This is a genomic window from Nocardia sp. NPDC058518, assembly GCF_042719655.1.
In the GTDB taxonomy this organism is placed as follows: domain Bacteria; phylum Actinomycetota; class Actinomycetes; order Mycobacteriales; family Mycobacteriaceae; genus Nocardia.
The window spans coordinates 158936-171768 of record NZ_JBHXNJ010000012.1 but is presented as its reverse complement, the minus strand read 5'-3'; the positions used below and the strand labels follow the sequence as shown (position 1 = coordinate 171768).

The window sequence follows — 12833 nt, the reverse complement described above, 5'->3', positions numbered from 1 at the left end:
CGCGCGCATCGCGGTCCCGGTACGGCCGCGATGACATACGGTACACAGAAGACCTCACCGCGCCGGTGCGGCGCACTCGCAGCAAAGGGTGGTTCTATGAACGACAACGCGGCTGCCACCGAACCGGCTCGTTCGCGCGGCGTCGCCTTGGCGCACACCGTGATCCGCCGGGTGCCGTTCACCCTCGGCTTCCTCGTCGTGGTCGCGATTCTCGGCCTCGCCACCGGTGGCCTCTGGCGCAGGCTCGACGAGCGTTCCTGGTTTCCCGATATCGCCTACGGCTGGCCCCCGCTGACCGAGGGCAAGTTTTGGACGCCGCTGTCCGGCTGGTTCTTCGGGCTCACTCCCTTCCAATACTTCTGCATGGTGGTCGTTTTCGCGGGCGCGGTCGGCTGGACGGAGTGGCGTCTCGGCACCGTGCGTACTGCCTTGGTCTGTCTGTCGGGTCAGCTGATCGGTGTCCTCGGCGCGTCGGTGACGGTCGGGCTGCTCGCGCACACCCATCTCGGTTGGGCCGACCGGCTTTCCGAGGTGCGCGATGTCGGGTTCACCACCGCGGCCATCTCGGCGTTGGCCGCGGTCTCGGCGTCCCTGCGTTCGCCATGGCGCCTGCGGGTGCGCGCCGTGGTGATGGCACACGTGTCGATCACCTTCCTGTTCGAATCGACCTTCGCCGATCTCATGCATCTCATCGCGGTCGCCGTGTGGCTGCCCGCGGGCGAAAAGCTGTTCAGCCGAACCGAACACGGCTTCTGGCCACGCACTCGACGCGAGGTGCGCATGCTGTCCTTCGCCGGACTGATGGTGATCGCCACGGCCTCGGTGGCGGTGTATTTCTTCCCCGCCGACAGCCTGCTCGGCCCCACCGAGAACGAACGCGGCTCGCTCTGGAGCACGATCCTCACGGTGGTGGTGATCGCGGTGGTCGCCGATCAGCTGCGCAAGGGCAGGCGCTGGGCGTGGTGGGGGACCCTCGTCTACGGCCTGCTGCACGTGGTGCTCACGCTGGTGCTGCTCGGTGTGGCCATGGGCACCGACTACGAGACCACCGGCGCGCTGACCGTCGGCACCGCCTTGCTGTGGGCGGGCGAGGTGGCACTGCTCTACGGCGGCCGCGGCGCGTTCCGGGTGCCGGTCCGGCGCAAGATCTCCGGTGGTGCGCTCACCGGCACCGAACCCGGCGACGCGGTGCGCGCCTTGCTCGCCCGCTACGGCGGCAGCACCATGTCGTGGATGATCACCTGGCCGGAGAACAAATACTGGTTCGCCGCCGACGGTGAACGGTGTATCGCCTACCAGCGCCACGCGGGTATCGTCATCGCGCTCACCGACCCGATCGGTCCCGAGGAACTTCTGCCCGACACCATCGCCACCTTCACCGACCGCTGCGAGACCGACGGCCTGGTCCCGTGCCTGTTCTCCACCACCCGGGCCGTCGCGGACAGCGCGGGCGAACTCGGGTGGCGCAGCGTGCAGATCGCCGAGGACACCATCGTCGACCTGCCGAAGCTCGAGTTCAAAGGCAAAGCCTGGCAGGACATCCGGTCGGCGATCAACCGGGCGAACAAGGAGGGCATCGAGTTCCACCTCGCCGAGCTGGCCGACCAGCCGTTCACGGTGATCGAGCAGGTGCGCGCGATCTCCGAGGAGTGGGTGGGCGAGAAGGGGCTGCCGGAAATGGGATTCACGCTCGGCGGGGTGGAGGAAGCCCTCGACCCGGCCGTGCGGGTCGGGCTGGCGATCGATGCCGAGGGCAGTGTGCACGGCGTCACCTCCTGGCTGCCCGTCTACGGCCCCGGCGACGAGATCCGCGGCTGGACGCTGGACGTGATGCGCAGGCGCCCCGACGGCTTCCGTCCCGTCGTGGAATTTCTCATCGCCTCGGCCTGCCGCGAGTTCAAAGAGGAAGGCGCCGAGATCGTTTCGCTCTCGGGGGCACCGCTGGCGCGCAGTGCGAGCACCGACGGCGCCGAACCGATCGATCGTCTGCTCGAAGGGCTCGGCGCCGCGATCGAACCGTATTACGGCTTCCGGTCACTGCATTCGTTCAAGGCCAAGTTCCAGCCGCGCCACGAGCCGGTGTACCTGTGCTATCGCGACGAGACTGACCTGCCCCGCATCGGCGTCGCCCTGACGAAGGCCTACCTACCCGAGGTCTCGGCCAAGGACCTGATGGCGCTCAGCGCGGCCGGGCATTAGGGAACGGGTACTTCGATCGGTGTCACCCGTCCCGCGACATCGGTGGGCACTTCGATGCCCGGCTCCAGATTGCCTGCCGGGATCGGCTCGCCCCAGACCTGTCGCAGCGGCAGCACACCGGCCCATACCCCGCCGGTCGCGATGTCGCCCTCGTCATCGTTCGGTCCGCCCGAACGCACCTTCACCGATGCCTCGGTGAGGTCGAGCGCGAGCACCATCGTCGCCGCCATCTCCTTGCGGTTGGGCGGTCGCACCCGATCCCAGGCACCGGGCGCGGCGTGCTCGACGATCACCCGAAGGGCGTTGTCGCGCTCGGCTTCGTCGGTGACCAGCACCGCCCTGCCCCGAATCACCGCGCAGCGGTAGTTCATCGAGAAGTGCATGGCCGAGCGGGCGTACACCAGCCCGTCCACGTGGGTCACGGTGAGGGAGATATCGGTGTCGATCGCGGCGCGCAGATTGCCTGCTCCGGTGGATCCGTGCAGGTAGAGGGTGTCGCCGACGCGCCCGTAGATGGTGGGCAGCACGACCGGCGACCCGCCGAGCAGCACGCCGAGGTGGCAGACCAGACCCGCGTCGAGCACCGCGTCGAGTGCGGCGCGGTCGGTGGCGCCGCGTTCCTTGGCGCGGGTCAGCGTGGTGCGTGGGGTCGGCGACAGGGGGTTGTGGTTGACGTCGTGCGTGCTCATAAGATGAGCTTCGCCGAAGAAGTGGACCGTGTGTAGGTCCAATTCGACCGAAGTTCAACAGGCCAATTCGAGGTGGACGATGCTCGACGACCTTCCGATTCCACTCGACCGGACCGCCCCCGAACCGCTGGCGGTGCAGGTGGCCGATGCCCTGCGCGCCGCGGCGACCGACCGGGTGCTGCGCGTCGGCGACCGGTTGCCGTCCTCGCGCGCCCTGGCACAGCGGCTCGGGGTGAGCCGGGCCGTGGTGGCAGGCGCCTACGACCAGCTGCACGCGGAAGGCTGGCTGACCGGCCGCCACGGCTCCGGCACCTATCTGAGCACCGCCCCGGCCACCGCACCGCCGAGCACCGGCGCGGGCCACGGCACCGATCCCGACGCGGGCCTGCTCGATCTCGGCCCCGGCGCGCCGTGCGCCGAAGCGGTCGACTCCGCCGCGTGGCGCCGTGCCTGGCGCGCGGCGGGCGACCAGGCGCCCGAGGCCCGCAAGAACCGTGCGGGCGAACCGGACTTCCGGGCGGCGGTCGCCGATCACCTGCTGCGCCATCGCGGACTGGCCGCCGGGGCCGGATCGGTGGTCATGGCCACCGCCGGTACCAGCGCGGCGGTGGGTGAGCTCGCCACCGCGCTGCTCCGTCCCGGCGATACCGTCGCCATCGAGGATCCCGGCTACCTGCGAGCCGTCGGTGCGTTCCGAGCCGCAGGCATCGAGGTTCTCCCGGTGCCCGTCGACGGCGGCGGTTTGTGTGTCGACCGGATTCCGCCGGGTGTCCGCGCGGTGTATTGCACACCGGCACACCAGTTTCCGCTCGGCGCGATGATGCCCGCGTCCCGCCGGGTCGAGCTCATCGAATTCGCCAGAAGAACAGCGACTTTCATCATCGAAGACGACTACGACGGCGAATTGCGATACGACACAGCCCCGCTGCCGCTGCTGGCCGCGATGGCACCCGACGTCGTCGTTCATCTCGGCACCACCAGCAAGATCATCGCCACCACCCTCGGCGTCGGCTGGCTCGTCGCCCGCCCCGATATCACCGACGCCGTGCTCGCCCATCGCGCCGAGATCGGCAGTTCCCCGAGCCCCGCCGGGCAACGGATCCTCAGCGAATTCGCCCGCCACGGCGACCTGTCCCGGCACCTGCGCCGGCTGCGCCGGGTCGTGCCGCCCCGACGCGCTCTGGTCGTCGACGAACTCGCCCGCCGCGGCCTGCCCGTCATCGGTGACGACGCGGGCTCGCACGTAGTCGTCGAACTGCCCGGCCCCACCGCCGAACGCCACGCCGTCGACACCGCCCGCGCACGCGGTGTCCTCCTCGACGGCCTGGCCCGCCACCACCTCGCCGAACCACACCACTTCGGCGTCGCCATCGGCTACACCGCCCTGAACAGCGCCGACCTCGCCCGAGCCATGCCCATCGCCGCCGACTGCCTGGCTGACGCAGCTCGCGAGTAGCCGACCCATCGCGGTCGTAGCATGGACCAGGACCCGGCATTACCCCTGGCGACTATCGACGAGGTGAGCAAATGACCGATCAGGACATTCTGGCGCGGATCAAAGAGCTGGTCGACGACGAGCACGCCCTGCGAGCCAAGGCCACCGCGGGCGAGATCGACCCGGTAGCCGAACGCAAGCAGCTGGCCGAGCTGGAAGTGATGCTCGATCAGGCATGGGATCTGTTGCGGCAGCGGCGCGCTCGCACCGGCTCCGGTGAATCTCCCGATGACACCGGGGTGCGCTCCCCCCGTGAGGTCGAGGGCTATCTGCAGTGACCGAGGTCGAGTACGACGTCATCGTCATCGGCGCGGGCCCGGCGGGTGAGAACGCCGCCGCCTACGCCATCGCGGGCAGCGACCGCACCGCCGCCCTCGTCGAGCGGGAGCTGTTCGGCGGCGAGTGCAGCTACTGGGCGTGTATCCCCAGCAAGGCACTGCTGCGTCCCGGCGCCGTGCTCGGCCTCGGCGAGTCGATGCCGGGGGTGAGCGCGAGCGGCCCGCAGGTGGCCGACATCCTCGCCCGCCGCGACACCTTCGTGCACAACCACGACGACAGTTCCCAGGTCGAATGGGCGAAATCGGCGGCCATCGATCCCGTGCGCGGCGCGGGTCGACTGATCGGCGAACGACTCGTCGAGGTCGATACCGAGGACGGCGTCAAGGTCCTGCGCGCCCGGCACGCGGTGGTACTGGCGACCGGCACCACCGCCACCATCCCCGACATTCCGGGCGTGCGCGAGGCTCTGCCGTGGACCTCCCGTGACGCCACCAACCTGACCGTCGTCCCGCGCCGGGTCGCCATCATCGGTGGCGGTGTCGTCGCCTGCGAGACGGCTACCTGGCTGGCCGAACTCGGCGCCGAGGAGGTGACCCTGCTGGTCCGGGGCGACCGCGTGCTTCCACGCAGCGAGCCGTTCGCTTCGGAGCTGGTCCTGCGGGGCTTGCGCGACACCGGAAGAGTCACGGTGCGGTTCCATACCGAACCCCTGCTGGTCTCCCGCCGCGATCCCGAAGACACCGGTGTCGGCCACCTCCACGGCGGTCCGGTCACCCTGGTGCTCGACGACGGCGAACTCGAGGTCGACGAACTCGTCGTCGCCACCGGCCGTGCCCCCGCCACCTCGAATCTCGGCCTCGACACCGTGGGACTGCCCCCGGGTTACATCGAGGTCGACGACCAGCTGACCGCGCGCGAGGTGCCCGGCGACTGGCTCTACGCCGTCGGCGACGTGAATCACCGGGTGGCACTGACACATATGGGCAAGTACCAGGCCAGGGTGTGCGGTGACGTGATCGCCGCCCGCGCCGAGGGCAAACCGCTCGACGGCATGCGGTTCACCGCGAGCGCCGACCACCAGCAGGTACCCCAAGTCGTCTACACCGCACCGGAACTCGCGGCCGTCGGCCTCACCGAACACGAGGCGCGCACCGCCGGATACGCGGTGGACACGGTCGAGCTCGATATCGCCGTCGCGGGTTCCGCGCTCTCGCGCGACGACTTCCACGGCCGTGCGAAGCTGGTGATCGACACCGCCGCCGACCGCATTCTCGGTGCCACCTTCGTCGGCCCCGACATAGGTGAACAGCTCCATGCGGCCACTATCGCGGTGGTCGGGCAGGTGCCGCTGGACGCGCTGTGGAACGCGGTGCCCGCCTTCCCCACCGTCAGCGAATTCTGGCTCCGGCTGCTGGAAGCCTGGCGCGAGAAGACTATTTGAGCAGCCGCGACATCCGCCGGTCGGCGAGTACCTTGCCGCCGGTCTGGCAGGTGGCGCAGTACTGGAACGACCGCTCCGCGTAGGACACCTCGCGCACGGCGTCCCCACACACCGGGCACGGCTGCCCGGTTCTGGCGTGAACCCGCATGCCCGAACGCTTTTCGCCCTTCAACCTGGCCGCGTCCTGGCCGACCGAACGATCGACCGCGTCGAGCAGCACCGTCCGCATCGCGATGTACAACTGCGAAACCTTCTCCGCCGACATCGATTTGGTGTTCGCGAACGGGGAGATCTTCGCGGTGTGCAGGATCTCGTCGGAGTAGGCGTTGCCGATTCCGGCGATCAGGGTCTGGTCCACGATCGCGGTCTTGATCCGCTGCGAGGTACTTTTCAGCAGCGACGCGAATTCGTCCTCGGTCAACCCGAGCGCGTCCGGTCCGAGCCGCGCGATGCCCGGCACCAGCTCCGGATCCTCGACGACATAGACCGCCAGCCGTTTCTTGGTGCCCGCCTCGGTCAGGTCGATCGAGGGTGTCGCGCCCTCGGGGGTGAAGAAATGCACGCGCAATGCCAGCGGGCTCTTTCCACCCTGCTTCGGCGGCAATGGATTCGGCTCATCCACCCAGCGCAACCACCCACCGCGCGACAGGTGGGTGATCAACCACAGTCCGCCACAATCCATTCCGAGAAATTTCCCCCACCGCCCCGCACCGGTGACATCCCGGCCGGACAACGCGGTAACCGGCGGATCGAAGGTCTTCACCGCGCTCAAGGCCGCCACGTCGACGCGGCCGACCACAGCGCCGACCGCATGATCCCGAAGGAACTGCGCCAACGCCTCTATTTCCGGCAGTTCGGGCACGATTGCCAGTTTAGCGATCTATCGCCGGTCGGCGCGGGATCCATCAGCCCGCGCGGAGTAGATAAACGTCCATGATCCAGCCCTTTTCCGCGCGTAGTTCCGCGCGGCGGGTCACGATGTCGCGTTCTACCTCGCGCAATTTTCCTTCGATCAGGGTTTCGTCGGGCATGCCGAGATAGGCACCCCACCAAATATGGATATCGTCGCCGCGGACCTCGGTGAACGAGCATTCACCGTCGAGCATCACCACCGTCGACCCCGGACCGAGCCCTTCTTCGCGCAGTCTGCGCCCGGTCGTGACGTGGACGGGTTCGCCGATCCGGTGCAGCACCATCCGGTGCCGGGCGGCCAGCGCGGCGATGCTGGTGACGCCGGGGATCACCTCGTAGTCGAAGTCGGCGTGACCCCGCGCCAGCACGTGCTCGACCATTCGCAGGGTGCTGTCGTAGAGCGCCGGATCGCCCCACACGAGGATCGCGCCGATGCCGTCCACCTGGTCGAAGGCGGCTTCGAGGAGTTCGGAGCGCCGTTCGTGCCAGTCCACCACGACACCGGCGTAGTCCGCGGGGGTGCGCTCGCGCGGCGGATCGGTGATCTCGATGATCCGGTGCGGCGTGTCCACGTGTTCGGCCAGGATCGTGGTGCGCACGTCGACCAGTTCCTGCTTCTCGGCGCCCTTGCCGATCACGAAGAAGGCCTCGGCCTTTCGCATGGCCTTGACCGCCTGCATCGTCACCTGGTCGGGGTCTCCCGCACCGATGCCGATCACGTAGAGCTTGCGCATAGCCGAAGAGCTTGCCAGGTGCCGATCCGCCGAGCCGACCCCCGTAGAATCGCAAGGCGTGGCCACCCCTGATACGCAGTACGAGGATCTGCTCCGGCACGTTCTGGAGCAAGGCACGCCCAAGGCCGATCGCACCGGAACCGGAACCCGCAGCATCTTCGGTCACCAACTGCGCTACGACCTGGCCGAGTCCTTCCCGCTGATCACCACCAAGCGGGTCCACATGAAATCCATCGCCTACGAACTGCTGTGGTTCCTGCGCGGCGACTCCAATGTCTCCTGGCTGCGCGAACACGGCGTGACGATCTGGGACGAATGGGCCGACGCCAAAGGTGAACTCGGCCCCGTCTACGGCGTGCAGTGGCGCTCGTGGCCGACCCCCGACGGCACCCACATCGACCAGATCGCCCAGGTGCTGCACACCCTGCGCACAGACCCCGATTCGCGCCGGATGATCGTCTCGGCCTGGAATGTGGCCGACCTGGACAAAATGGCGCTGGCCCCTTGCCACGCCTTCTTCCAGTTCTATGTCGCCGACGGCAAACTGTCCTGCCAGCTGTACCAGCGCAGCGCCGACCTGTTCCTCGGGGTGCCGTTCAATATCGCCAGCTACGCCCTGCTCACCCTGATGGTCGCCCAGCAGACCGAGCTCGAGCCGGGCGAGTTCATCTGGACCGGCGGCGACGTGCACATCTACGACAATCACCTCGACCAGGTCCGCGAGCAGCTCACCCGCGAGCCCTACCCGTTCCCGACGCTGCACCTGCGTCCGGCGACGAGCCTGTTCGACTACACCTACGAGGACATCGAGCTGTCGGGTTATCAGCACCACCCGGGCATCAAGGCGCCGGTGGCGGTGTGAAGCAGATCGGCCTGATCTGGGCGCAGGCGAACGACCGGGTGATCGGCGTCGACAACACCATTCCGTGGCGCGTGCCCGAGGATATGGCCAATTTCCGCGACACCACCATGGGTCACCCGGTGATCATGGGCAGACGGACCTGGGATTCGCTCCCGGCGAGTTTCCGGCCGCTGTCCGGGCGCCGCAACATCGTGGTCACTCGCCAGACTGATTGGTCCGGCGGCGGTGCCGAACGCGCCGCGTCGGTGCCCGACGCGCTGACCATGACCGGCGAGTCGGACACCTGGGTGGCGGGTGGCGGCGAGATCTACCGCGCCGCGCTGCCGATGGCGACGACCCTGCTGGTCACCGAGGTCGACACCACCGTCTCGGGCGACGCGTTCGCCCCGGTCATCGGCCCGGAATGGCATGCGGACGACACCCCGTGGCTGACCTCGAAAACCGGTCTGCGCTACCGCATTCGCCACTACACCCGCGGCTGAGCAACACCTGGCCGACGGTCGCGGCAAATGGCTAACGGTCACGGCAAAACGCCCGAACGCGTGGGCACCGTCGGGCATACTCCTTCGCAAGACCTGCCCGCGAGAAGCCTGCGAAAGGCCCGATCCATGGACAAGAAATCGCTGACCGCGGTGGCCCGCCAGCAGTTGAAGCTGGCGGCTACTTCGACGAGTGGCCGGAGCTCGCAAACCCTCATCGGCGGCCACACCCACGCGCTGCGCCAGACCGTCGTCGCACTCGCCGAGGGGCAGAGCCTGGCCGAACACGACAATGCAGGCGATGCCACCATCCAGGTGCTGTCGGGAACGCTGGTGCTGATCGCGGGCACCGACGAGTGGAAGGGCTCGGCGGGCGACCTGATCGTCGTGCCGCGCGCCCGCCACAGCGTCAAAGCCGTCGACGACGTCACATTTTTGCTGACCGTCGCGAAGTAGCAGGTCGTTCGCCTGAATTGCGCTGACACCTCGAGGTGTTGATCGGACCTGTCGGTGCGGAGCCGTACTGTAGACGCCATGGGTGAGCCACAGCCGATCCTCGATCCACTCACGCCGTCCGCGATTTTCCTGGTCGCCACCATCGACTCCGGTGGCGAATCCGCGGTCCGCGACCTCTTGGCAGACATCTCCGGATTGCGCCGTTCGGTCGGATTCCGGGTTCCCGGTGAGGGTTTGACCTGCGTCACCGCGATCGGCTCCACGGCCTGGGACCGGCTGTTCGCCGGCCCGAAACCGGCTGAGCTGCACGAGTTTCCCGGTTACAACGGCCCGATCCACAGCGCACCGACCACCGCGGGCGACCTGTTCTTCCACATCAAGGGCGAAACCCAGGGCCCGTGCTTCGAACTCGCCATGGTGATCGGCGCCCGCCTCGCAGGCGCGGCGACCATCGTCGACGAGACGGTCGGCTTCCGCTATTTCGAACAGCGCGACCTGCTCGGCTTCGTCGACGGCACCGAGAACCCCGAAGGCCCCGGCGCGGCCTCGGCGGCGCTGATCGGCGCCGAGGACCCCGGGTTCACCGGCGGTAGCTACGTGATCGTGCAGAAGTACACCCACCCGCTCGACCAGTGGAACGCGCTGTCGATCGAGGAACAGGAGCGGGTGATCGGGCGGACCAAGCTCGCCGACTACGAACTGCCCGACGATGTGAAACCCGCCGACTCACATGTCGCGGTGAACACCCTCGTCGACCCCGACGGCACCGAGCGCCAGATCGTGCGCGCCAACATGCCGTTCGGCACCATCGGCACCGGCGAGTTCGGCACCTACTACGTGGCCTACGCCGCCACCCCGAGCGTCACCGAGCGCATGCTCGAGCGGATGTTCCTCGGCACCGAGGAGGCGGCCTACGACCGTATCCTCGACTTCTCCTTCGCGGTCACCGGCACGCTCTTCTTCGTTCCCACCGTGGATTTCCTCGACGACCTGCCCGAAGCACCCGATACAGCGGGCGCCGCGATCGAGCCGGCGACCCTGCCGGAAATCACCCCTGTCGAACGCGCGAACGCGGCGGCGGGTCGCTCGGACGGCTCCCTCGCCATCGGCACGATGAAAAGGAGTAACTGAATGAACAACCTGCATCGCGAACTCGCGCCGATCACCGGCGAAGCCTGGTCTCAGATCGAGGAGGAGGCCACCCGCACGTTCAAGCGCAACATCGCGGGCCGCCGGGTGGTCGACGTGTCGGGACCGCACGGTTTCGACTTCTCGGCCCGCAACCTCGGCCGGGTCACCTCGATCGCCTCACCCGACGACGGCGTGCAGGCCCGTCAGCGCGTGATCCAGCCGGTGATCGAGTTGCGGGTGCCGTTCACCCTGCAGCGCGACGAGCTAGACGACATCGAGCGCGGAGCGGGCGACGCCGACCTCGACAACCTCAAGGACGCCGCGCAGAAAATCGCCTTCGCCGAAGACCGCGCGATCTTCGAGAGCTACGCCGCCGCGGGCATCACCGGTATCCGCGACGCCGCCTCGAACTCCCCCGTCGCCCTCCCGAGCAATGTCGTCGACATCCCCGATGCCATCTCGCACGCTCTCACCGGTCTGCGCCTGGCCGGCGTGCAGGGCCCGTACTCGGTGGTGCTCAGCGCCGAGCTGTACACCCAGGTCAGCGAGACCTCCGACCACGGTCACCCGATCCGGACCCACATCGAGCGGCTGATCGACGGCGAGATCATCTGGGCACCGGCGATTTCCGGCGGTTTCGCGCTCACCACCCGCGGCGGCGACTTCGAGCTGGCACTCGGTCAGGATCTGTCGATCGGCTATCTCAGCCACGATGCCGAGACCGTGCAGCTGTACTTCCAGGAGACCTTCACCTTCCTCGTCGAGACCTCCGAAGCAGCGGTGTCGCTCGGCTCGTGAGCGGGGCCGCTATGGTTGGCCTCGAATCACGAAGAGGGAGGTCCGCATGTCGGTCGTGCGTGCCGGTGTGGTGTCCACCAGGCGGAGCCTGTTCTATTGCTTGATCGGAGTCCTGGTCACCACGGGCGTCGTCGGGTTGTTCCTGGCGATGTTCGGGGTGAACCGGGTGATCACCGGGTTGCTGGTCGGTGCGGTCGGCGGGTTCGCGGTAGGTGTGGTGCTGTTCGTCCGTGATGTGATCGAACTGCACGAGCACGCGATCTACGCGCGGACCCCGTTCCGCTCGTCGACCGTGCCGTGGGACCGCGTCGTCGCGGGCCGCTTCACCCTCGACGAGCACGCCCGCTGGGCACTGGCGCTCGACCTCAACGGCGAGTCGGCCGACGAGCTCGTGCTGCTGTCGATCCCGCCGGTGATCCGGCCCGTCACCGGCGCCTACGACATGCGCAAGCGCGAGCAGGTGAGCGAGATCCGGGAGATCTTGCGCGCCAAGCGAATCCCGATCACCGTGCTGCCCGAGATCGCGGGCGCGCTCAACCAGCACTGGCAGATCGCCCCGCCGACCGCCCGCTGATCACGCGGGCGGGCTGCCGCCGATCTCGCCGAGCCGGACGAGTAGCGCGTCGGCCGCGGCCCGCACCGCACCGATGTCGCCGCGATGTCCGACGATCCGTACGACACCGTCGGGGATCGCGCGCTCGGTGGCGATGCCCGCGGCATCCTCGTCGTACCTGATCGCGATCACCGTCTCCACCAGCCGGAACGGCAGGATCCGCGAGTCATCGGGCTCCCCCGCGGCAGCCGATGACGCGGCGGCCAGGCGCTCGTAGTGCCCGCGCAGTTCGTCACGACGTCGCCGGAAAGCGACGAAACGCTCGGTGCGCAACTCCGGCAGCAGGTACAGCGCCCCCAGATTCCAGCGCGCCGTACGCAATTGGCGCACATCGAACAGTGCCAGCGCGTACAGCTGGGTCACGGCGTCGTCCGGTTCGATCATCATCCGCTGCGCGAATTCGACCGGCCCCGCCACTGTTTCGGCCAGCAGCGCGTCGAGGATGTCGTCCTTGGCGGCGAAGTGGTGATAGAGCGAAGCCTGGCGGATGCCGACCGCGTCGGCCACCGCCCGCGTCGAGGTGTTGGCATATCCCTTGGTGGTGAACAGCTCCGCCGCCGCGTCGAGGATCTCCGCGCGCGGCGTAGTTCCCTGCCTGCGCCGCTGTTCCAGCCGGGGACGCCCGGGACCCAGATTTGCCACACCCTGATTCTGTCATCGGGCAACTACCTGCACCGCAGCGGGCAGCTCACCAGCGAAGATGCCGGACGGTCGAATTTCTGTCACTTGATAGAAACTCAGGCAA

Annotated in this window: 14 protein-coding genes; 10 read left to right on the top strand and 4 right to left on the bottom strand. The window is 68.2% G+C overall.

Going from position 1 to position 12833, the window contains the following annotated elements:
* The first annotated feature begins 96 nt into the window (after positions 1 to 96).
* Positions 97 to 2199 (top strand): bifunctional lysylphosphatidylglycerol flippase/synthetase MprF, encoded by a 2103-nt coding sequence (locus tag ACFWPX_RS21260; protein WP_378928817.1) that lies wholly within the window; start codon positions 97 to 99, stop codon positions 2197 to 2199.
* Here the strand turns inward: ACFWPX_RS21260 and ACFWPX_RS21255 are convergent.
* On the bottom strand, positions 2196 to 2888 hold the full coding sequence (locus ACFWPX_RS21255) for a pyridoxamine 5'-phosphate oxidase family protein (protein ID WP_378928816.1): 693 nt from the start codon (positions 2886 to 2888) through the stop codon (positions 2196 to 2198). The genes ACFWPX_RS21260 and ACFWPX_RS21255 overlap by 4 nt on opposite strands.
* Before the next feature lie 79 nt (positions 2889 to 2967).
* Between ACFWPX_RS21255 and ACFWPX_RS21250 the strand changes: the two genes are divergently transcribed.
* The 3 genes from ACFWPX_RS21250 to ACFWPX_RS21240 all read left to right on the top strand — a co-directional run bounded on the left by ACFWPX_RS21250 (position 2968) and on the right by ACFWPX_RS21240 (position 6103).
* On the top strand, positions 2968 to 4344 hold the full coding sequence (locus tag ACFWPX_RS21250; protein WP_378928815.1) for a PLP-dependent aminotransferase family protein: 1377 nt from the start codon (positions 2968 to 2970) through the stop codon (positions 4342 to 4344).
* 71 nt (positions 4345 to 4415) lie between these two features.
* Entirely contained in the window at positions 4416 to 4661 is a 246-nt protein-coding gene (locus ACFWPX_RS21245; RefSeq protein WP_378913358.1) for a DUF2630 family protein, read from the top strand.
* Positions 4658 to 6103, top strand: coding sequence for a dihydrolipoyl dehydrogenase family protein (locus tag ACFWPX_RS21240; protein WP_378928814.1), 1446 nt, complete (start codon positions 4658 to 4660; stop codon positions 6101 to 6103). Before ACFWPX_RS21245 ends, ACFWPX_RS21240 begins: the two co-directional genes overlap by 4 nt.
* Here ACFWPX_RS21240 and ACFWPX_RS21235 read toward each other — a convergent pair.
* Entirely contained in the window at positions 6096 to 6965 is an 870-nt protein-coding gene (locus ACFWPX_RS21235; RefSeq protein WP_378928813.1) for an Fpg/Nei family DNA glycosylase, read from the bottom strand. The genes ACFWPX_RS21240 and ACFWPX_RS21235 overlap by 8 nt on opposite strands.
* Before the next feature lie 43 nt (positions 6966 to 7008).
* Positions 7009 to 7749, bottom strand: coding sequence for a precorrin-6A synthase (deacetylating) (cobF, locus tag ACFWPX_RS21230; RefSeq protein WP_378928812.1), 741 nt, complete (start codon positions 7747 to 7749; stop codon positions 7009 to 7011).
* A 58-nt stretch (positions 7750 to 7807) separates the two neighbouring features.
* On the opposite strand from cobF, the gene ACFWPX_RS21225 reads away from it, so the two are divergent.
* From ACFWPX_RS21225 to ACFWPX_RS21200, 6 genes are all read left to right on the top strand, one after another.
* Positions 7808 to 8611: a thymidylate synthase gene (locus tag ACFWPX_RS21225; protein WP_378928811.1), complete on the top strand. Its 804-nt coding sequence runs from the start codon at positions 7808 to 7810 to the stop codon at positions 8609 to 8611.
* Positions 8608 to 9093, top strand: coding sequence for a dihydrofolate reductase (locus ACFWPX_RS21220; protein ID WP_378928810.1), 486 nt, complete (start codon positions 8608 to 8610; stop codon positions 9091 to 9093). The genes ACFWPX_RS21225 and ACFWPX_RS21220 overlap by 4 nt, the downstream gene beginning before the upstream one ends.
* A 126-nt stretch (positions 9094 to 9219) precedes the next feature.
* A complete protein-coding gene (locus ACFWPX_RS21215) occupies positions 9220 to 9546 on the top strand; it encodes a cupin domain-containing protein (RefSeq protein ID WP_101465662.1) in 327 nt (108 codons plus the stop codon).
* Between the two features lie 78 nt (positions 9547 to 9624).
* Complete coding sequence (locus tag ACFWPX_RS21210; RefSeq protein ID WP_378928809.1) at positions 9625 to 10677, top strand: Dyp-type peroxidase; 1053 nt, start codon at positions 9625 to 9627, stop codon at positions 10675 to 10677.
* On the top strand, positions 10678 to 11475 hold the full coding sequence (locus ACFWPX_RS21205) for a family 1 encapsulin nanocompartment shell protein (RefSeq protein ID WP_378928808.1): 798 nt from the start codon (positions 10678 to 10680) through the stop codon (positions 11473 to 11475). It begins immediately after the preceding gene.
* 46 nt (positions 11476 to 11521) lie between these two features.
* The gene (locus ACFWPX_RS21200; RefSeq protein WP_378928807.1) at positions 11522 to 12049 is read left to right on the top strand and encodes a hypothetical protein; all 528 of its coding nucleotides are present in this window, start codon (positions 11522 to 11524) and stop codon (positions 12047 to 12049) included.
* On the opposite strand, the gene ACFWPX_RS21195 is transcribed toward ACFWPX_RS21200, so the two are convergent.
* Positions 12050 to 12730 carry a TetR/AcrR family transcriptional regulator gene (locus ACFWPX_RS21195; RefSeq protein ID WP_378928806.1) on the bottom strand — a complete coding sequence of 227 codons (681 nt, stop codon included), beginning with the start codon at positions 12728 to 12730 and terminating at the stop codon, positions 12050 to 12052.
* Between the last annotated feature and the right edge of the window lie 103 nt (positions 12731 to 12833).